The organism is Isoptericola variabilis (genome assembly GCF_050311655.1).
GTDB classification, from domain to species: domain Bacteria; phylum Actinomycetota; class Actinomycetes; order Actinomycetales; family Cellulomonadaceae; genus Isoptericola; species Isoptericola variabilis.
Map to the genome: position 1 here is coordinate 288,349 of NZ_JBNOZM010000002.1, position 20,219 is coordinate 308,567.

The following is a 20,219-nucleotide window of genomic DNA, read 5'->3' on the forward strand; positions in this document are numbered from 1 at the left end:
GGGTCTCCGTCCTCGTGCGTTCGACGTCGTTCCGGCGCGGCCAGGAGGTCAGCGCGCCTCGCCATCGTCACGCCGGACGGCGGTCCACGCGAGCGCGGCGAGGGCCGCGACCCCGAGGGCCACGAGCCAGGACACCCGGTGGCCCACCAGCGCCCAGGCCGCGCCCCCGACGACGAGGGCGACCGCGACGACGACGCCGTCGCGCGCGAGGCTCCGCCGCAACGCCGCGACCTCCACGCCGTCCGTCGCGACGACGTGCGACGCCCACCACCCGAGCCGCGTCACGACGTACCCGAGCGGGGCGAGCCACAGCACCGCCGGGTCGAAGGGCGCGTCGCGGGAGCCGAGGAGCACCAGCGCCGCGGCGACGAGGGCGACGTGCGCGGGCGCGGCGCCGGGGCGGACCGCGGCCCACACGGTGACCACCCCCGCGAGCAGGAGCACCAGCTCGACGACGAGGTCCGTCCGCAGGCCCGCCGCGACCACGAGCGCGGCCACCGCGACGACGAACGCGGCCCGGAGCGTCCAGCCGGGCAGCCGCCGACCGGTGCGCACGCCGACGACAGGCAGCGGGCGGCCGGTCTCGTACCGTGACCGCCACCAGGCCCTGACCCGCGCGGGCAGCGACCGACTCATCGCGCGCCCACCGCCCCGCGCCGATGCCGCTCGTCCGCGCGCACGAGGGCCTCGAACCGCAGGGCGGCCTCCTGCCGCGCGTCGCCGGCCCAGCGCACCACCGGAACGCCCTCGGCGGCCATGCGCCGCAGCCGGTCGTCCCGCTCCGCGCGGGTGACGCGCCAGGCGAGGCGCATGTGCTCCTCGCGGGCCCCGCGCACGTCGGGGAGGGTGTCGACCAGGACGACGGGGTGCCCGACGGCGCGCCACGCGCGCACGAGCGCGAGCGGCTCGTCGTCGAGCACCGTGCTGAACAGGTACACGACGGCGTCCGCGGGCACCTGCGGCGCGCGCAGCCGCCGGGACGGGTGACCGACCGGGCTGCTCAGCGCGAGCGCGTGCAGCACGCGGCGCAGGTGCCGCCGGCCCGCGGCGGGCGGGAGCGGGCGGCGACGGCGGCCGAGGTCGTCGACCCCGACCCGGTCGCCGGCGTTCACGAGCGCGGCGGCCACCGAGGCGGCGGCGTGCCGGGCGAGGTCGAGGGACGTCGGCTCGTCGACGCGCTGCGGCCCCGTGCCGCGCCACGTGCGCAGGTCCGGGCCGACGTCGTCGCGCGAGTCGACGACGAGCACCGCCGTCGCCTCGGCCGTGGCGTAGGTGCGGCGGACGTACTGGGTCGACAGGTCGGGGGACCGCCTGGCGGTGGTGTGCCAGTCGATGCGGCGCAGCCGGTCGCCGGGCGCGAACGGGTGCACGTCGCGCAGCTCGTCGCCGTCGCCGAGGCGGCGGGACGTGTGCGGGCCGGTGAGCCCGCGCAGCCGCCGCGGTACCGGGACGCGCTGCAGCGGCATGGCCGTGGGCAGCACGAGGCGTTCGGGCGCGGTGACGGAGACGGGGTCCTCGGTCGTGGCGCCGCCGGGGCCGTAGCCGCGCGCGTCGACGTGGAACGTGCGCTGCGGCCCGGTGCGCACGGTGCTCAGGGTGAGCGGCAGGTCGCGGGGCGTCGCCGCGACGACGACCCCCGTCGTGCGGTGCCCCGGCGCGGAGACGCGGGCGTGGACGAGCTCCGTCCCGGGAGCGGGCTCGAGCCGCAGGACGGCGGTGAGCTCGCCCGGAGCGGCGGCGTCGGCGGTCGGGTGGATCGCGACCCCGGTGCCCTGCGCGGGCGTGCCCGACCGCCACGCCCCGGGGCGGCCGGCCCACAGCGCGCCGAGGAGCGGGGCGACGCCGAGCAGCGCGACGTCGGCGCGCCCGGCGAGCAGACCGAGGCCGAGCACGAGGACCCCGGCGCCCAGCCCGGCGGCGGCCTGGGGGCTCCGCCGCCAGACGGTGCCGGCCCCCGGGGCGGTGGGTCCGCTCATGCGCGCGTCACCCCCGCCGGCCGACCGTGGCGGGGCCGGGCACGGAGGCGAGGAGCTCGGTCACGACGTCCTGGGCACGGACCGCCGACGCCCACGCCGTCGGCGTGAGGGTGAGGCGGTGCGCGAGCACCGGGACCGCCACCCGCTTGACGTCCTCCGGGAGCACGAAGTCGCGACCGTCGAGCACCGCGACCGCACGGGCCAGCAGCAGGAGGTTCTGCGAGCCGCGGGGCGAGGCGCCCACCTCGAGGGCCCCGTGGGTGCGCGTGGCGGCGGCGAGGTCGACGCAGTAGCCGGCGACGTCGGGGTCCACCTCGGTGGTCTCGACGCCGGCCTGCATCGCGAGCACGGTCGCGGCGTCGACGACGGGGCGGACGGGGGCCGCCTCCTGGCGCCGCGCGACGCGGCGCAGCAGCACGTCCCGCTCCTGCGCGCGGTCGGGGTAGCCGACCTCGAGGCGGACCATGAACCGGTCGAGCTGCGCCTCGGGGAGCGGGTAGGTGCCCTCGTACTCGACGGGGTTCGAGGTGGCCATGACGTGGAACGGACGCGGCAGCGGCCGGCTGGCCCCGTCGACCGACACCTGCCGCTCCGCCATCGCCTCGAGCAGCGCGGACTGCGTCTTCGGCGGGGTGCGGTTGATCTCGTCGGCGAGGAAGAGCCCCGTGAACACCGGGCCGGGCCGGAAGACGAACTCGCGGCCGGCGGGGTCGAACACCGACGAGCCGGTGATGTCGCTGGGCAGCAGGTCGGGGGTGCACTGGAGCCGCGCGAAGTCGAGGCCCAGGGCGGTGGCCAGCGACCGGGCGGCGAGCGTCTTGCCGAGCCCGGGCACGTCCTCGAACAGCACGTGACCGCCGGCGAGCACGGTCGCGAGCGCGAGCTCGAGCGTGTCGCGCATGCCGACGACGGCCGTGGCGACCTCGTCGAGGACGCGCCGGCCGAGCGTCGCCACCTCGGTGACGGGAAGGGGGCGCGCGGGGTCGTCGGTCATCTCTGGGGCCTTCCTTCGGGGCGGTCGGTGGTCGGGGCAGTACCCGGCACGGCGGACGACGAGGCGGCCGGCAGCGTGTCGAGGGCGTCGAGCCAGCGGTGCACCTCGGTCCTGCTCACGGGGCGGCGGGCGACGAGCCCGTCGACGACGTCGTGGCCGAGGAGGCGTGCGGCCGCCTCCGGGCCGCCGGGCGCGGCGAGGTCGACGCCCCGCTCGGCGAGCCGTGCGGCCGCGAGGTCGCGCACCCGCCGCAGCACGCGGTCGCCGACGGCGCCGCTGCGGGTGAACGTGGCCCAGCCCAGCTCGCTGACGTCGTTGCGCGCGCCCTCGCGGCGGTCCTGGACGACGTCCGGCCACAGGGCCTCTTCGCCGTCGTCGAGGCGCCGCCACAGGGCGACGGCCGTCGCGACCACGACGACGAGCAGCGCGGCGTGCAGCGGGTCGAGCACCCCGGCGAGGGTCAGCGCCGCCCAGGCCGCGAGCGCCGGGAGCCCGACGGTGAGAAGGGCGCGCTGGGGCGAGGGGCGAGGTGGTCGGGTGGGGGTCATGCGTGCGGGGCGGGGTCGAGGGCGCGGGCGATGCGGGACAGGGCGGTGCGGGCGGCGTGGACGTCGTCGGGGTGCACGGGTCGGTCGGTGAACCGGGCGTGCTGGTAGAGGCGGCGGAGGGTGTCGACGTCGGGGGCGGGGACGGTGCGGCCGTCCTGGCGGTGGCCGGTGAGGAGGGTGGCGGTGAACTCGGTGGCGGTCTGGGCGGGGTCGCGTCGGGCGCCGTGGCGGGCGGCGGCGTCCTCGAGGGCGACCCAGGCGGCGACGACGGCGTCGTGGGGGGTGGCGGCGTCGTCGACGCGGGCGAGGGCGGTGGCGACGGCGTCCTGGAGCTCGGGCAGGGGGAGGTCGGTCGTGGTGGCGGTGGTGGCGTGGCCGGGGGTGAGGTCGTCGGCGTCGTCGTCCTCGGGGGTGGCGAGGGCGCGGGCGACGCGGCGGGCGAGCAGCCACAGGAGGACGGCGACGAGGAGGGCGCCGGCGACGGAGAGGGCGACGACGATCCAGGTGATGACGTCGTAGGACGGTGGGGTCTGGTCGCTGGGGACGAGCTCGCCGGGCATCTGGGGCTGGACGGGGTCGGAGGCCGTGGGCTGGGGGAGGGCGACGTCGGGGAGGCGGAACCGCCAGGGGGTGGCGGTGGCGGCGCCGAGCACGACGAGGAGGGCGAGCGCGGCCCCGGCGAGGGGGGCGAGGGTGCGGCGTGCCGCGTGCCGGGTCCGCGTCGGTGGGGCCATGCGCTGACGCTATCGGCTGGTGGGCTCCTCGTGGGCGGGGTGCTCGTGGGCGAGGTGCGTGAGCTGCTCCGCGTGCACGCCTGCGACGGCGGCGGCGACGAAGGAGGCGGGGTCGCCGTCGAGGGAGCGTCCCATGGTGGACAGGCGGGCGGGGGAGCGGCGCAGGGCGTCGAGGAGGGCGGCGTCGGCGGGGACGTCGACGAGGTGGTGCCGGGGGGCGAGGGTGCTCGCCTGGTCGTGGACCTGGCGGGTGAGCTCGGCGCCCCAGGCGGGGAGGTTCTCGAGGTCGCCGGTGGGGGTGGGGACGGGGACGTCGGCGGCGGCGAGCGCCACGCGGCCGTAGGCGGTGAGGCTGTGGTGGGAGACGCCGCGGTGGCGGTCGCGGGGGTCGGCACCGGAGACGCGCAGGGAGGCGACGGGGCGGCCGCCGAGGGTGGCGGCGGCGTTGACGGCTTCTCCGGCGGCGACGCCGGAGAAGCCCCACCGGGTGCCGGTGCCGAGGTTGCCGGGGCCCTGGGCGAGGACGACGAGGTCGGCGTCGGCGACGTGGCGGGCGGCGAGGAGGCCGGTGTGCACGGTGACGGCCTCGAGGTCGCCGCCGAAGGCCTGGCCGACGGTGACGGTGGCGTCGAGCCAGCCGGTGTCGCGGAGGGTGGCGACGGTGCGGGAGAAGGCGGCGGGCAGGGCGCCGCCGTCGGTCATGACGTAGGCGACGCGGGGGTGGGGGCGTCCGGCGAGGTCGGCGGCGTGGCGGGCGCCGGCGACGATGGCGGGCAGCGCCGAGTGCAGGTCGGCGACGACGACGGGGAGGCCGGCGAGGTCGTCGGCGTCGCGGAGGGTGTCGTGGTGGGCGGACTCCTGCTCGTCGACGCCGAGGACCATGGCCTGCAGGGGGGTGTAGCGGGCCTTGACGAGGTGGCCGGGGCCGGGGTGGGGGTCGGCGGGCAGGGCGGTGGCGTCTCCGGCGGGGCCGACGACGAGGGCGTACCCGCCGGTGCCGAGGCCGCGGGCGAGGGCGGAGACGTTGACCAGGAGGCGGTCGCCGACGGCGGGGTCGCCGACGAGGGCGGTGTAGGCGAGGCCGCGGACCTCCCAGGGGGCGGTGGTGAGGTCGCGGGCGGGCAGGGGGGTGTCGAGGCGGAGGGTGACCTCGCGGGCGCCGGTCCAGGTGGCGCCGCGGGCGGTGACGGTGCCGGTGCGCCATGTCACGTGGGAGGTCCCGTGCGAGGTCGCCTGCGGGGTGTCCTGCCCGGTGGGGGTGTCGCGGGCGGTGCGGGGCTCGGGCTGGTTCGGCGCTGTCGTCACCCACGAGAGGCTACCGGCGACTACGTTGGTGCCGATGCCTGCGAACCCCGTGGACCCGGCTGCCGCCGCGCCTTCCGACCCTGCCCCGTCGTCGCGGGGCACCCCGCCCGCCGAGCGCCTGCTGAACCTCGTCATCGCGCTGGTGAACACGAGCGCGTCGATGACGAAGCAGCAGGTGCGCGCCGGGGTGGCGGGGTACGGCGACGCGCCGTCGACGGAGGCGTTCGAGCGGATGTTCGAGCGGGACAAGGACACCCTGCGGGCGCTGGGCATCCCGATCGTCACGGTGGACGCGGGCGGGCACAGCGACGAGGTCGGGTACCGGATCGACAACGACGCGTACGCGCTGGGCGCGGTGGACCTCACCCCGGCGGAGCTGGGCGTGGTGGCGCTGGCGGCGCAGCTGTGGTCGGACAAGACGCTGCGCACGGACATGTCGCGCGCGATGACGAAGCTGCGGGCGGCGGGCGCGGGCGAGGTCGCGGCGGACGCGGTGGCGGGCCTGGCGCCGCGGGTGCGGGCCGCGGGGGACGCGTACGTGCCGCTGCTGGAGGCGGTCTCGGAGCGGCGGGACGTGTCGTTCCGGTACCGGGCGGCGAGCACGGGTCAGGAGCTGACGCGGCACGTGGAGCCGTGGCGCATCGCGGCCCGCGGCAGCGGCTGGTACCTGGTGGGGTTCGACCGGGCGCGGGGCGCGGCGCGGGTGTTCCGGCTGTCGCGGATCGCGGGCAAGGTGCGCGTCGGGTCGCAGGCGGGCGCGTTCGACGTACCCGACGCGGTGGACGTGGACGCCATGCTCGGCGCGCGCGTCGGGGTGCTGCAGCGGGCGCGGCTGGCCGTGGTGCCCGAGCGCGCGCAGGCGCTGCGGGCACGCGCGGTGCCCGCGGAGGACCCGAGCGGGGACGGCGGGGACGCTGCCCGGCCGCCTGCGCGGCACGACGGGCGCGACCTGCTGGAGGTCGAGTTCCGCAGCCTGTCGGCGTTCGCGGACGAGGTGGCCGGGTACGGGCCGGCGGTCGTGGTGCTGGCGCCGCCGCAGCTGCGCGCGGACGTGCTGCGCCGCCTGGAGGCGGCCGCGGGGCTCGACGCCGCGGACCGGGGGACGACAGAGGGCACGACGGACGACGCAGCGGGGGAGACGACGCATGGCTGAGCGGGCCGACGACCGGCTGGTGCGGCTGCTGGGCCTGGTGGCGTTCCTCGACGGCGCGGGTCCCGTGCGGGTGGAGGAGCTCGCCGACCGGTTCGGGGTGACGCCGCAGCAGGTGCGCGAGGACGTGGACGCCCTGTGGGTGTCCGGCACCCCCGGGTACATGCCGGACGACCTCATCGACTTCGACGCGTTCTCCCTCGAGGGCGGCGTCGTGACCCTGACGCAGGCGCGCGGCATGACCCGCCCCCTGCGGCTGGGCACCCGGGAGGCGGTCGCGCTCGTCGCCGCGCTCCGCGCGATGCACGCCTCCCCGGCGGTGCAGGCGGACCGGCGACGGGCCGCCGTCGTCGCCTCAGCCCTGGACAAGCTGACCGCCGCGACCGGCGAGGCCGCGGGCGCCGTCGACGTGCAGCTCGAGGGCGACGGCGACCCGCGGGTGGTCGCCGCCGTCACGTCCGCGCTCGCCGAGGGCCGCCGCCTGCACCTGCGGTACGTCAACGCGGCCGACGTCACCACCGAGCGCGACGTCGACCCGCTGCGCCTGCTCACCCAGGACGGCGCCATGTACCTCGTGGGCTGGTGCCTGCGCGTGGACGGTCGGCGCACGTTCCGGGTCGACCGCATCCTCGACGCCCGCGTGCTCGACGAGCCGGTGGCCGACCGCGACGTCGCCGTGGCGGGCGACCTGGGCGCCGACGTGTGGGCGTCCGTCGCGCACCGGGGCGCCCCGGCCGCGACGCTGCGGCTCGCGTCGGCGGCCCGATGGGTCGCGGAGGAGGTGCCCGCCGAGTCCGTGCGCGATCTGCCCGACGGCACCGTCGAGGTGCGGCTGCGCGTCACGAACCCCGCCTGGCTGCGCCGCCTGCTGCTCGCCAACGCGCCCGACGTCGTCGCCGTCGACCCGCCCGACGTCGCCCGCGACGTCGCGCAGTCCGCGCGGGCCGCGCTCGCCGCCTACGCCACGACCGCCGCGCAGGACGGCGGGGCGGTGTCCGGCGCCGGCGAGACCGTAGGCTGACCGGCATGTGGGGCTGGATCTGGGCGGGACTGGTCGTCGCGACCCTCGTGGGCGCGTTCTTCCTGGGGCGACACCTGTGGCGCGCGGGGATGCGCACGCTGCGGGAGGCGTCCCGCACCGGAGAGGTGCTCGGGTCCGCGACCGACCGCATCTCGGCCGCCGTCGCCGAGGCGGAGGCGCACCGCGTCGACACCTCGCCCACCCTCTTCGACGACCCCGTCGTGCTGCGCGAACGCGTGGCCGAGCGTCGTCGCCGCACGGCCGAGCGGGCCGCGGCCCGCCGCGAGCGCCGGGCCGCGACGTGGCGCCGGTGGCAGACCGAGAGCTGGCTGGTCGCACGCACGGCCGACAAGGCGGCGCACGCGGGCCTGAGGTCCCGCACCCCCGCCCGGAGGCGCTAGCCTCCCCACTCGCAGCACACCCGCTGCCTCACCCCGGGAGGGAACGATGACGTTCTTCGCACCGCAGACCCGGGGACGGCGCCGCGTACCTCGGCGTGGAGGCCTTCACCGAGACGCAGCGGGTAACCGTGCAGTCGCGGGTGCAGGGGTACCCGTTCTGACCCGATCCCCGACCCGATCCCCCACCAGATCCCCGACCGGAGCGCTCGTCAGGGCGTCCGACGGGCCAGGTCGTCACCCGAACGTCACCTTCACGTCCCCGGGGACCCACTAGGGTTGACCCCGACACACCCCGCCCACCGGGCGGACGAGAACGAGGAGCCATTCTCATGGGCATGCTCAAGCCCTGGCACATCATCGTGCTGGTGGTCGTGATCCTGCTGCTGTTCGGGGCGCGCAGGCTCCCTGACCTGGCGCGCAGCGTCGGCCAGTCGCTGAAGATCTTCAAGAAGGAGGTCAAGGACCTCACGGACGACGGCAAGCTCAACGACTCGAACGAGCCGACGTCCGACGACTCGACGACGCCGTCGACGTCCGGTCCTGCCACGCCCTCCACGCAGTCCACCACGCAGGCGCCGCCGGCGTCCGCGGGCGGCCAGGAGCAGATCCCGGGTCTCATCGACCCGAAGCAGCCGCGGGCGTAGTCGGTGCCCGGAAACACCCGGGACCCCGAGGGGCGCATGCCCCTGCGCGAGCACCTGCTGGAGCTGCGCAAGCGGCTCTTCCTCGCCGCGTGCGGCCTCGTCGTGGGTGCGGTCGCCGGATGGGTCCTGTACGAACCGCTGCTCGCCGCGCTCCAGGCGCCCCTGTCGGCGGCCGCGGAGGAGCAGGGCAAGACGATCGCCCTGAACTTCACCGGCATGGCGTCGGCGCTGGACATGAAGATCAAGGTCTCGCTGTTCCTCGGCGTGATCGTGACGTGCCCCTGGTGGCTCTACCAGCTGTGGGCCTTCGTGACCCCCGGGCTGACGCGTCGGGAGAAGGGGTACGCCTACGGGTTCCTGGGCGCGGCCGTCCCGCTGTTCCTGGGCGGCGCCGCGCTGGCGTGGTGGGTGCTGCCGCACGCCGTGGACATCCTCGCCGGGTTCGTGCCCGAGGGTGCGGTGAACTTCACCGACGCGCAGGGGTACCTCAGCTTCGTCATGCGCCTGGTGCTGGCGTTCGGCATCGCGTTCGTGTCGCCCGTGTTCCTCGTCGGCCTCAACATGGCCGGGGTGCTGCGGCACGAGACCCTCGCCAAGGGCTGGCGGTGGGCGGTGCTCGTCGCGTTCGTGTTCGCGGCCGTGATGACGCCGACGCCCGACGCGCTGACGATGATCTTCGTGGCCCTGCCGATCTGCGTGCTGTACTTCGGCGCCCTGGGCGTGTGCGTGCTGCACGACCGGCGCGTCGACAAGCGCAGGGTCGCCCCCACTGTCTGACGGGAACGCGCCCGGGGGCAGCCGCCCGCTGCGCCTGGGCGTGGTCGTGAACCCCACCGCGGGCAAGGGGCGGGCCGCGTACGCCGGCGAGGGGGTGCTGGCCGGGCTGCGCCGGGCGGGGCACGACGCCGTCGACCTGTCCGGACCGGACGCCGACGCCGCGCTCGCCTGGGCGCGGGCGGCGGTCGACGGCACGGGCGGACCGGCGGACCCCGTCGACGCGCTCGTCGTCGTGGGCGGCGACGGCATGGTGCACCTGGGGGCGCAGGCCGTCGCCGGCACCGACGTCCCGCTCGGGATCGTCCCCGTCGGCACCGGGAACGACTTCGCCGCCACGCTCGGGCTGCCCGTGCGCGACCCCGCCGCGGCGGGCGCCGCCCTGTGCCGGGCGCTGGACGCCGGCGCCGCCGGGATCCGTCGCGTCGACGCGGCGCTCGTCACCGGTCCCGGCCTCGCCGCGGGCACCTCCGCGGGCACATCGGTAGGGGCTGCGGCGAGCACGGCCGCCGGTCCCCGCTGGGTGGCCGGCGCCGTCTCGGCGGGCCTCGACGCCGCGGTGAACGCGCGCGCCAACCGGCTGCGGCACCCGCGCGGCAGCGCCCGGTACACCGTGGCCGCCGCGATCGAGCTGGTGCGCTACCGGCCCTGGTCGTACCGGCTCACGTTCGACGGCGTCGCCCCGGCGACGTCGGACGCGGGTGCCGGGCTGCGGTTGCGCCCCGGCCCGGCGGGCACCGCGACCTGGACGGGCCGGGCGGCCCTCGTCACCGCGGCGAACGGGCCGCAGATCGGCGGCGGCATCCGTGTCGCACCGTCGGCGTCCCTCGACGACGGCCTGCTCGACGTGCTCGTCGCCACCGACCTGTCGAAGGCGGGCGCCCTCGCCGTCTTCCCGAGCATGTTCACCGGCGGGCACGTGCGCCGCCGCAAGGTGCACGTCGTGCGGGCGCGCGCCGTGACGATCGAGCCCGGGCCGGAGGCCTGGGTGGCCGGCGAGCGCCCCCTGCCGGTCGCGCACGCGGACGGCGAGCGCCTCGGGGGCCTGCCGCTGCGCGTCGAGGCGCGGGCCCGCGCCCTGCAGGTCCTCGTCGAGGCGCGCTGAGGTCGAGCACCGCTGAGCGGTCGTGCCACGCGTCGCCCGTCTCACGTCACCCACCGCGCACCACCCGCCGCGAATCACCGTGGACCCGCGCACGGTCCCCGGGGCGACGACGCCTAGGCTGACGGCATGACCCCCCGTTCCCGTCCCGGCTCCGGCTCACGCGCCGGCACGCCTGACGGCTCTGCGTCCGGCACCGACACCCCCAGCCCCGCCGAGCGGTACGCCGCGGCGCGGGAGCGCAGCGCGCGCGACAAGGCCGACGCGGAGGGCGAGCTGCGGCTGTTCCGCCAGGTGGTCGGGTTCGAGCTCGACCCGTTCCAGGTGGACGCGTGCGTCGCGCTCGAGGAGGGGCGCGGGGTGTTGGTCGCCGCCCCCACGGGCGCGGGCAAGACGGTGGTGGGGGAGTTCGCCGTCCACCTCGCGCTCGCGCGCGGCGGCAAGGCGTTCTACACGACGCCGATCAAGGCGCTCAGCAACCAGAAGTACACCGACCTCGTCGCCCGGCACGGCGCCGCGAACGTCGGCCTGCTCACCGGGGACACGTCGGTCAACGCCGGAGCGCCCGTGGTCGTCATGACCACCGAGGTGCTGCGCAACATGCTGTACGCGGGGTCGTCCGCCCTCGACGGGCTGGCGTACGTCGTCATGGACGAGGTGCACTACCTCGCCGACCGGTTCCGCGGCCCGGTGTGGGAGGAGGTCATCATCCACCTGCCCGACCACGTGCAGCTCGTGTCCCTGTCCGCGACGGTGTCGAACGCGGAGGAGTTCGGCGACTGGCTCGCCACCGTGCGCGGCGACACGGCCGTGGTGGTCAGCGAGCGCCGGCCGGTGCCGCTGTGGCAGCACGTCGTGGTCTCGGCCCCGGAGCCGCGCGGGCTGCCGCGGCTGATGGACCTGTACGCGGGGCACGTGGACCCGACCGACCCGGGCACGAACCCGCCGATCAACCCGGACCTGCAGGCGATGTTCCGCGTCTCGGCGCGCGCGGAGTCCGCGCACGGGCGGCACGGGCACCGGGGGCGGGGCGACCGCGGCTACCGGGGGCGCGGGGGCAAGCGGCCGGGGGCGGGCGGGCCGGTGGCGCACCGCCGCACGCCGCCGCGGTTCGCCGTCGTCGACTCCCTGGACGCGGACGCGCTGCTGCCCGCGATCTACTTCATCTTCTCCCGCGCGGGCTGCGACGGGGCGGTGCAGCAGTGCCTGCGCGCGGGCCTGCGGCTGACGAACGGCGAGGAGGAGGCGCAGATCCGGCGGGTGGTCGAGGAGCGCACCGCGACCATCCCCACCGAGGACCTCGACGTGCTCGGGTACTGGGCGTGGGCGGAGTCCCTGTCGCGGGGCATCGCGGCGCACCACGCGGGCATGCTGCCGGTGTTCAAGGAGACGGTCGAGGAGCTGTTCTCCCGCGGCCTGGTCAAGGTCGTGTTCGCGACCGAGACGCTGGCGCTGGGCATCAACATGCCGGCCCGGTCGGTGGTGCTGGAGAAGCTGGTGAAGTGGGACGGCACGGCCCACCAGCCGGTGACGCCGGGCGAGTACACCCAGCTCACCGGGCGCGCCGGGCGGCGGGGGATCGACGTCGAGGGGCACGCCGTCGTCGTCGACCACACGGGCCTGGACCCGGTGGCGCTGGCGGGGCTCGCGTCCAAGCGGCTGTACCCGCTGCGCTCCAGCTTCCGCCCCACGTACAACATGGCGGTCAACCTGGTGGGGCAGGTGGGTCGGGAGCGGGCGCGCGACGTGCTGGAGACGAGCTTCGCGCAGTTCCAGGCCGACCGGGGCGTGGTGGGCCTGGCGAAGCAGGCGCAGGCGCACGCGGAGGCCATGGAGGGGTACGCCGAGGCGATGGCGTGCGACCGGGGCGACTTCGCCGAGTACATGGGGCTGCGGCGGGCCATCAAGGACCGGGAGAAGGAGCTGTCGCGCGCGGCGTCCGGGGCCCGGCGCGCCGACGCGGTCGCGTCGTTCGAGAAGCTGCGGCGCGGGGACGTCGTCGAGGTGCCGTCCGGGCGGCGGCGCGGGTACGTCGTCGTCCTGGACCCGGGGCGCGACGACCGCGGCTTCGACGGCCCGCGGCCCACCGTGCTCACCCAGGAGAAGCAGGTCAAGAAGCTCACCCTCGCGGACGCGCCGAACGGCGTGCAGGTGGTGACGACGGTGCGCATCCCGAAGGGGTTCAACCCGCGCCGCCCCGACCAGCGGCGCGACCTGGCCTCGAGCCTGCGCAACGCGCTCGGGGCGTTCTCGGGGGACGGCGGTTCCGGCCGGCACCCGGGCGCGCGACGCGGCGGGTCGGGCGGTCACGGGGGAGCACAGGGGGGACGGCGCTCGGACGCGGCGTCCGACGCCGAGCTGCAGCGGCTGCGGGCGGCGCTGCGCGCCCACCCCTGCCACGGCTGCCCGGACCGGGACGAGCACGCCCGGTGGGCGGAGCGGTGGGAGCGGTTGCGCGCCGAGCACGAGCAGCTGGTGCGGCGGGTCGAGGGGCGCACCGGGTCGATCGCGCGGACGTTCGACCGCACCTGCGACGTCCTGGAGCGGCTCGGCTACCTGGCGCGCACCGACGGGGCGCGCCAGGGCGCGGCCCCGGGCTCGCTCGCGGTCACGGACGACGGCCGGTGGCTGGGCCGCCTGTACGCGGAGGACGACCTGCTGCTCGCGGAGTGCCTGCGCCGCGGCATCTGGGACGACCTGGACGCGCCCGGGCTGGCCGCGGCGGTGTCGACGGTCGTGTACTCGGGGCGCCGCGAGGAGGCGTCCGAGCCGTTCGTGCCGGGCGGTCCGCACGGGCGGCTCGCGCAGGTCCTGGACGCCACGACGCGCGCGTGGTCCCAGGTGACGGACCTCGAGGCGGAGCACCGGCTGGAGGCGACGGGCCCGCTGGACCTGGGTCTGGTGGCGCCGGTGCACCGGTGGGCGTCGGGGAAGAACCTCGACGCGGTGCTGCGGGGCACGGACGTGGCGGCGGGCGACTTCGTGCGCTGGTGCAAGCAGGTGCTCGACGTGCTGGACCAGCTGGCCAAGGCGGCGCCGCGCCCGGCCCTGCGGGCCACGGCCCGCAAGGCGCAGACCGCCGTCCTGCGCGGCGTCGTCGCCTACTCCAGCGTGTGACCTCCAGCGTGTGACCTCCGGCGTGTGACGCCGGAAGTGAGGCCCGGATGTGAGGGATCCGTGCGGCCGGTGTGGCGGCGTGGTGGGCGTCCGCGCGCGGCGGTGCCATAGAGTGCAGGCCGTGACGTCCACCCTGTACCGCAACGGAGTCGTCCACTCGCCCGCCGACCCCTTCGCCGAGGCCCTGCTCGTCGACGACGGCGTCGTGACGTGGCTCGGCGCGGAGGACACCGCCGCCGGGCTCGCGGCCCGGGCCGACCGCGTGATCGACCTGGACGGCGCGCTCGTGGCGCCCGGGTTCGTCGACGCGCACGTGCACCTGCTGGAGACCGGCCTCGCGGCCGAGTCCGTCGACCTCACGGCCGCGGGCGGCGCGACGTCGCTCGCGGCGGCGCTCGAGGCCCTCGCCCGGGGGGCGCGCGAGCTCGACGCCGCCGACCCCGGCGGCGAGGAGGTGCTGCTCGCGTTCGGGTGGGACGAGCAGACCTGGCCCGAGCGACGCGCCCCGACGGCGGACGAGCTCGACGCGGCCTGCGGTGGCCGGCGCGTGTACGCGGCGCGGGTCGACGGCCACTCGGCCGTCGTGTCCGGGTCGTTCGCCCGCGCCGTGGGCATCGACCGGGTCGTCGGCTGGGAGGCGTCCGGGATGGTCACCTCCGACGCCCACCACGCCGCGGCCGCCGCGGTGCGGCAGGTCTCGCCCGCGCGCCGCACCCGCGCGTACCGGCGCGCCCTCGCCGACGCGGCCGCGCGCGGCATCGTCGGCGTGCACGAGATGAGCGAGCCGAACATGGACACCCGCGAGGGGCTCGCGGAGCTCGTCGCCCTCACCGCGGACCCGGCGGGGGCGCTGCCGCACGTCGTCGCCTACCGGGGCGAGCTGTGCGCCACGGCGGACGACGCCCGGCAGATGCTCGCCGAGCTGCCGTTCCTCACCGGCATCGCCGGCGACCTGTGCGCCGACGGGTCGATCGGCTCGCGCACCGCGGCGCTGCGCCACCCGTACAGCGACCTGCTCGCCGCGCCGGGCGGCGCCGAGTCCACGGGCAGGCTCTTCCTCACCGGCGAGGACATCGCCGCGCACCTCGCCGCCTGCTCGGCCGCGGGCACGCAGGGCGGGTTCCACGTCATCGGGGACCGGGCCATGGACGAGGTGGTGCGTGGGCTGGAGCTCGCCGCCACCGAGCACGGCGCGAGCCTGCTGCGCTCGGGCCACCACCGGCTCGAGCACGCCCTGTTCGTGGACGCGTCCGCGCTCGCCGCGCTGCTGCTGTACGGGGTGGCGTTGTCGGTGCAGCCCGCGTTCGACGCCGCGTGGGGCGGCAGCCACGGCATGTACGCCGCCCGGCTCGGGCCGGGCCGCGCGTCGACCCTGTCCCCGTTCGCCGACCTCGCCGGGGCGGGCGTGCCGCTCGCGTTCGGCTCCGACACCCCCGTCACCCCGCTCGACCCCTGGCAGGCAGTGCGCGCGACCCTCACCCACGAGGACGCCATGCAGCGCATCTCCGCGCGGGCCGCGTTCCGCGCCCACACCCGCGGCGGGTGGCGGCTCGCCGGGCTGGACCACACCGGCGCGGGCGAGCTGCGGGTCGGTGCCCCCGCGCACCTGGCCGTCTGGCGCGCGGACACCCTGTCCGTCCAGGCCCCCGGGGACCGGCTGTCCGCGTGGAACCCCGAGGCGCGCGCCGGCCAGCCGCTCCTGCCCGACCTGTCCGAGGGCGAGCCCGACCCCGTGTGCCTTCAGACCGTGCGCGACGGCGTCGTCCTGCACGACACGTTCGACTGACGCCCCCGCCGATGCCGTCGAGCAAGCGTTCCGTCGCGGCAACCGCGAGGACGCCGCGACGGGTCGCTCGCTCGACCGCAGGCGGAGAGCCCGGCGACCGCCCGCGGTCACGTACCCTGCGGGGGTGTTGCACGTGAGCCCGAGCCCGGTCGGCGAGCCCCGCGACGGTGGAACCGGCCCCGGCGCCGGACCGGACGCCGACGGCGCCCGGGAGAGCAGAGGGGACGGCGGCCGCGCCGAGGCCGGCGCGCCGCGCACGACGACGCCCACGGACCGGTGGGCGAGCCGCCCCGCGACCCTGCTGCTCGCGGTCGCGTCCGGGGCGGCGCTGTGGGCCTCGTTCCCGGACGTCGGGGCGTGGCCGCTGGCGTTCGTCGGCGTCGCGCTGCTGTTCGCCGCCCTGCGCCGCGACGGCCGGCGGGCCGCCGGCTGGAACTTCCTGGTCGGCCTGGTCGCCGGCCTGACGTTCTGGCTGCCGCACATCTGGTGGGCGAACTTCGCCACGGACACCGTGCCCTGGGTGGCGCTGTCGGTGCTGGAGACGCTGTTCCTCGCCGCGTTCGGGTCGCTGTGGACGTGGGCGCGCCGGTGGGGCTGGGTGCGCGGGCACGCCGTGGCGCAGGCCGCCGTGTTCGCGGTCCTGTTCGTCGCGGTGGAGCAGTGGCGCTCCGAGATCCCGTTCGGCGGGTTCCCGTGGGGCCGCCTCGCGTGGGCGATGGCGGGCGCGCCGACCGGGCGCGCCGCCTGGCTCGGAGGAACCACCCTGGTGTCCCTGCTGGTCGCGGTGGCGGGCGTGCTGCTCGCGCTCGCCGTCGGGCGCCTGCTGCGTGCCCCGTGGCGCGACGCTGGGCGTCGCGCCCGGTCGGCCGCGAGCGCCGGCGCGTTCGTCCTGGCCGCGGCGGCCCTCGTCGTCGCGCCGCTGCTGCTGCCGCTGGCGCACGATCCGGGGACGCGCGAGGTGACGGACGCCGCCGACCCGGGGCGCGCGGGCACGGTGGTGGATGCGGGCACCGGGACCGCGGAGTCGGGCGTGCTGCGCGCCGGGGCGGTGCAGGGCAACGTGTCGGAGCCGGGGGAGGGGTCGTTCGCGAACCGGGCGGAGGTGCTGAACAACCACCTGGAGGGCACGTACGCGATCGCGGACGAGCAGGCGTCGGGCGCGTTCGGCGACGCCCCGGGCGACGCCGTCGACGTGGTGCTGTGGCCGGAGAACGGCTCGGACCTGGACCCGCAGACGACGCCGGAGGTGGGCGCGGCGATCGACGACGCGGCCCGCGCGGTGGGGGCGCCGATCCTCGTGGGGGCGCAGGAGTACCCCGCCACGGGCGGGCGGTACAACGTGGCCCTGCTGTGGGAGCCGGGGAAGGGCGTGACCCAGCGGTACGCGAAGCAGCACCCGGCGCCGTTCGGGGAGTACATCCCGATCCGGTCCTTCGTGCGGCTGTTCAGCGCGCAGGTGGACCGGGTGACGACGGACATGATCCCCGGCACGGCGCCGGCGGTGGTCGGGCTGCCGGTCGACGGCGCGGCGATCGGCCGCGGCACGGGGCCCACGACGGTGCCGATGGCGACGGTGATCTGCTTCGAGGTGGCGTACGACGAGATCGTCCGGGACGCGGTGCAGCGCGGCGCGCAGGTGCTGGTGGTGCCGACGAACAACGCGTCGTTTGGGTACACGGCGGAGTCGACGCAGCAGCTCGCGATGACGCGCCTGCAGGCGATCACGACGGGCCGGGCGGCGGTGCAGGTGTCGACGGTGGGGGTGAGCGGCGTCGTCGCGCCGGACGGGACGCTCGTGGCGCGCACGCAGCTGTTCACGCCCGACCACTGGGTGGCGGACCTGCCGCTGCGCACGGAGCTGACGCCGGCGGTGCGGGCGGGCTACTGGCCGGGGTGGGTCGTGGGGGCGGCGGCGGTCGTCCTCGTCGTCGGGGGCATCGTGTCCGCGGCCCGGGCGCGACGCCGCTGAGCCGTCGGAGCCACGGGTCGGGGCGATCCGAGCCGCGACGAACTGCGAGGAACCCGGGACGGGCCCGGGATGCACGAAGGGCGGGCACCCACCGGGTGCCCGCCCTTCGGCGTGGTTCGGACGTCCGAGCGTCAGGCGCTGCGGCGCAGCTTGCCGGCGCGCAGCAGCTCGAGGCGCTCGTCGAGCAGCTCTTCGAGCTCCGAGACGGTGCGGCGCTCGAGCAGCATGTCCCAGTGGGTGCGCTGCGGCTTGGTGGCCTTCGGCTCCGGCTTCTCGGCGTCGCGCAGGAGCGCCTCCTCGCCGCACCGGCACTCCCACACCGGCGGCACCTCGGCCTCGGTGGAGAAGGGCAGGATGATGGTGTGGCCGTTGGGGCAGTCGTAGTGCGCCTGGAACCGGGGGGCGAAGTCCACGCCCTCGTCGGACTCCATGCTCTTGCTGCCGATGCTCATGCCGCGCAGGGACCGGTCGGGCATGTCGTCCTCCTGGAGGTCGGTGGGAAGGGGCCTGAGGTTCCAACGCGGCCCTGCCGGGGGATGTTCCGGCGGTCCGTGAAGGTCCCGTGAAGCACGGTCCACGCCGGTGCCGGAGACAGGCGGTGGCGGTGGACGCGGCGGTTGCCACCCCAGGCTCGCCAGTCGGCGCGCCGTGCGCAACTCGAGACCGCCGCTGCGGGGTCCTTTGTGCGCGACGTCACCCGCGACGGCGCGAGCGGGCCGGGAACAACCGGGAGGGGTGCACGGTTCACCGGCATGTACATGCAAACGCATGGAACTAGGATCGGGTGAGGTCTTCGGGCCCCTCGCGAGCCTCACGCACCACCACGAGCCACCACGAAGCAGGGAGCGCAGCCGTGCAGTTCGGAATCTTCTCCGTCAGCGACGTCACCACCGACCCCACGACGGGCCACACCCCGGACGACACCGAGCGGGTGCGCAACATGCTCACCATCGCCCGGCACGCCGACGAGGCGGGCCTGGACGTCTTCGCCACGGGCGAGCACCACAACCCGCCGTTCGTGGCGTCGTCGCCCACGACGATGCTCGGCTACCTGGCCGGCGTCACGAAGCACATCACGCTGTCGACGGCGACGACGCTGATCACGACCAACGACCCGGTGCGCCTCGCCGAGGAGTACGCGATGCTCCAGGTCATCTCCGACGGGCGCATGGACCTCATGATGGGCCGCGGCAACACGGGCCCCGTGTACCCGTGGTTCGGGCAGGACATCCGCCAGGGCATCCCGCTCGCGATCGAGAACTACGCGCTGCTGCGCCGGCTGTGGACCGAGGACGTCGTGGACTGGGAGGGCAAGTTCCGCACCCCGCTGCAGGGCTTCACCTCCACCCCGCGCCCGCTGGACGGCGTGCCGCCGTTCGTGTGGCACGGCTCCATCCGCAGCCCCGAGATCGCCGAGCAGGCCGCGTTCTACGGCGACGGGTTCCTGCACAACAACATCTTCTGGCCGATGCACCACACCCGGCAGATGGTGCGGTTCTACCGCCAGCGCTTCGAGCACTACGGTCACGGGCGCGCCGACCAGGCGATCGTCGGCCTCGGCGGGCAGGTGTTCATGCGCAAGCGGTCGCAGGACGCGTGGAACGAGTTCCGGCCGTACTTCGACGAGGCGCCCGTGTACGGGCACGGCCCGTCGATGGAGGACTTCACGCGGGAGACGCCGCTGACGGTGGGCTCGCCGCAGCAGGTCATCGACCGGTACGCGTCGTTCGTGGACGAGGTGGGCTACTACCAGCGCCAGCTGTTCCTCGTGGACCACGCCGGCCTGCCCCTGAAGACGGTGCTCGAGCAGATCGACCTGCTCGGCGAGGAGGTCGTGCCCGAGCTGCGCAAGATCGTCGAGGCCAAGCGGCCCGCCGACGACGTCCCGCTGAACCCGCCGACCCACGCCGAGCGCGTCGCCGCCGCCCGCGCGGCGGGCGAGGCCGGCGCCACCCACGTCGGCGACACCGCCGACCCCTACACCGGTACCGTTGCCGAGGGCACCCAGCCCGCCGCATCGCAGGAGGCACGCGCATGACCATGTCCTCGGGGCCCTCGGGCATCCAGACCCCTACCCGCACCCTCGCCGTCGTGTCGGCGGGCCTGTCCCAGCCGTCGTCGACGCGCCTGCTGGCCGACCGGCTCGCGGACGCCACGGTGCGGGAGCTGGAGGACGCCGGTCACACGGTGCGGGTGGAGACGATCGAGCTGCGCGATCTCGCGCACGCCGTCGTCGACGCGATGCTCACCCGGTTCCCGACCGGCGACCTGGCCCGGGCGCTGGAGACCGTGACGGGCGCGGACGGCCTGATCGCCGTCTCGCCCGTGTTCACCACGAGCTACTCGGGGCTGTTCAAGTCCTTCTGGGACGTCGTCGACCCGGACTCGCTCACCGGCATGCCGGTCCTGCTCGGCGCCACCGGCGGCACCGCCCGCCACTCCCTGGCGCTCGAGTACACGATGCGACCCCTGTTCACCTACCTGCGCGCCGACGTCGTGCCGACCAGCGTGTTCGCCGCCACCGACGACTGGGCCGCGAGCGCCGACGACCCGGGCGCGGGCCTGCCGAAGCGGATCGCCCGCGCCGGGCGCGACCTGGCGCAGCGGGTGGCCCGCCGCGAGAACGACGGCCCGGTGGACCCGTTCGCCGCGACGCCGAGCTTCACCGAGCTCCTCGGCGGGAGCTGAGAGCAGCTCG

General features: G+C 76.4%; 18 protein-coding genes. 11 read left to right on the plus strand and 7 right to left on the minus strand.

Annotation, left to right across the window (positions count from 1 at the left end):
* Positions 1-48: 48 nt before the first annotated feature.
* From ACQP60_RS05730 to ACQP60_RS05755, 6 genes are read right to left on the minus strand one after another with little or no spacing between them, the layout of a single operon-like run.
* Positions 49-636: a hypothetical protein gene (locus ACQP60_RS05730; RefSeq protein WP_429729255.1), complete on the minus strand. Its 588-nt coding sequence runs from the start codon at positions 634-636 to the stop codon at positions 49-51.
* Positions 633-1,976, minus strand: coding sequence for a DUF58 domain-containing protein (locus tag ACQP60_RS05735; RefSeq protein WP_429729257.1), 1,344 nt, complete (start codon positions 1,974-1,976; stop codon positions 633-635). Before ACQP60_RS05735 ends, ACQP60_RS05730 begins: the two co-directional genes overlap by 4 nt.
* A gap of 7 nt (positions 1,977-1,983) precedes the next feature.
* Entirely contained in the window at positions 1,984-2,970 is a 987-nt protein-coding gene (locus tag ACQP60_RS05740) for an AAA family ATPase (protein WP_429729259.1), read from the minus strand.
* Positions 2,967-3,518, minus strand: a complete 552-nt coding sequence (locus ACQP60_RS05745) for a hypothetical protein (RefSeq protein WP_429729261.1) — start codon at positions 3,516-3,518, stop codon at positions 2,967-2,969. Before ACQP60_RS05745 ends, ACQP60_RS05740 begins: the two co-directional genes overlap by 4 nt.
* Positions 3,515-4,252, minus strand: coding sequence for a DUF4129 domain-containing protein (locus ACQP60_RS05750; protein ID WP_429729263.1), 738 nt, complete (start codon positions 4,250-4,252; stop codon positions 3,515-3,517). Before ACQP60_RS05750 ends, ACQP60_RS05745 begins: the two co-directional genes overlap by 4 nt.
* A 9-nt stretch (positions 4,253-4,261) precedes the next feature.
* Positions 4,262-5,461 carry a DUF3866 family protein gene (locus ACQP60_RS05755; RefSeq protein ID WP_429729965.1) on the minus strand — a complete coding sequence of 400 codons (1,200 nt, stop codon included), beginning with the start codon at positions 5,459-5,461 and terminating at the stop codon, positions 4,262-4,264.
* Positions 5,462-5,591: 130 nt separating this feature from the next.
* Here ACQP60_RS05755 and ACQP60_RS05760 point away from each other — a divergent pair, with 130 nt between their 5' ends.
* The 9 genes from ACQP60_RS05760 to lnt all read left to right on the plus strand — a co-directional run bounded on the left by ACQP60_RS05760 (position 5,592) and on the right by lnt (position 17,521).
* A complete protein-coding gene (locus ACQP60_RS05760) occupies positions 5,592-6,710 on the plus strand; it encodes a helix-turn-helix transcriptional regulator (RefSeq protein WP_429729265.1) in 1,119 nt (372 codons plus the stop codon).
* Complete coding sequence (locus ACQP60_RS05765; RefSeq protein WP_429729267.1) at positions 6,703-7,728, plus strand: helix-turn-helix transcriptional regulator; 1,026 nt, start codon at positions 6,703-6,705, stop codon at positions 7,726-7,728. The genes ACQP60_RS05760 and ACQP60_RS05765 overlap by 8 nt, the downstream gene beginning before the upstream one ends.
* A gap of 5 nt (positions 7,729-7,733) precedes the next feature.
* A complete protein-coding gene (locus ACQP60_RS05770; RefSeq protein ID WP_429729269.1) occupies positions 7,734-8,129 on the plus strand; it encodes a hypothetical protein in 396 nt (131 codons plus the stop codon).
* A 335-nt stretch (positions 8,130-8,464) separates the two neighbouring features.
* Complete coding sequence (tatA, locus tag ACQP60_RS05775; protein ID WP_429729270.1) at positions 8,465-8,773, plus strand: Sec-independent protein translocase subunit TatA; 309 nt, start codon at positions 8,465-8,467, stop codon at positions 8,771-8,773.
* A gap of 36 nt (positions 8,774-8,809) precedes the next feature.
* A complete protein-coding gene (gene tatC / locus ACQP60_RS05780; protein ID WP_429729272.1) occupies positions 8,810-9,550 on the plus strand; it encodes a twin-arginine translocase subunit TatC in 741 nt (246 codons plus the stop codon).
* A 46-nt stretch (positions 9,551-9,596) separates the two neighbouring features.
* On the plus strand, positions 9,597-10,652 hold the full coding sequence (locus tag ACQP60_RS05785; RefSeq protein ID WP_429729274.1) for a diacylglycerol/lipid kinase family protein: 1,056 nt from the start codon (positions 9,597-9,599) through the stop codon (positions 10,650-10,652).
* A gap of 126 nt (positions 10,653-10,778) precedes the next feature.
* On the plus strand, positions 10,779-13,766 hold the full coding sequence (locus ACQP60_RS05790) for a DEAD/DEAH box helicase (protein WP_429729276.1): 2,988 nt from the start codon (positions 10,779-10,781) through the stop codon (positions 13,764-13,766).
* Positions 13,767-13,887: 121 nt separating this feature from the next.
* Positions 13,888-15,552 (plus strand): amidohydrolase, encoded by a 1,665-nt coding sequence (locus tag ACQP60_RS05795; protein ID WP_429729278.1) that lies wholly within the window; start codon positions 13,888-13,890, stop codon positions 15,550-15,552.
* 124 nt (positions 15,553-15,676) lie between these two features.
* Positions 15,677-17,521, plus strand: coding sequence for an apolipoprotein N-acyltransferase (gene lnt / locus ACQP60_RS05800; protein WP_429729280.1), 1,845 nt, complete (start codon positions 15,677-15,679; stop codon positions 17,519-17,521).
* 131 nt (positions 17,522-17,652) lie between these two features.
* On the opposite strand, the gene ACQP60_RS05805 is transcribed toward lnt, so the two are convergent.
* The gene (locus ACQP60_RS05805; protein ID WP_225566476.1) at positions 17,653-17,997 is read right to left on the minus strand and encodes an RNA polymerase-binding protein RbpA; all 345 of its coding nucleotides are present in this window, start codon (positions 17,995-17,997) and stop codon (positions 17,653-17,655) included.
* Positions 17,998-18,374: 377 nt separating this feature from the next.
* Here ACQP60_RS05805 and ACQP60_RS05810 point away from each other — a divergent pair, with 377 nt between their 5' ends.
* Complete coding sequence (locus ACQP60_RS05810) at positions 18,375-19,559, plus strand: LLM class flavin-dependent oxidoreductase (RefSeq protein ID WP_429729282.1); 1,185 nt, start codon at positions 18,375-18,377, stop codon at positions 19,557-19,559.
* Positions 19,556-20,209: an FMN reductase gene (locus ACQP60_RS05815; RefSeq protein ID WP_429729284.1), complete on the plus strand. Its 654-nt coding sequence runs from the start codon at positions 19,556-19,558 to the stop codon at positions 20,207-20,209. Before ACQP60_RS05810 ends, ACQP60_RS05815 begins: the two co-directional genes overlap by 4 nt.
* Positions 20,210-20,219 lie beyond the last annotated feature (10 nt).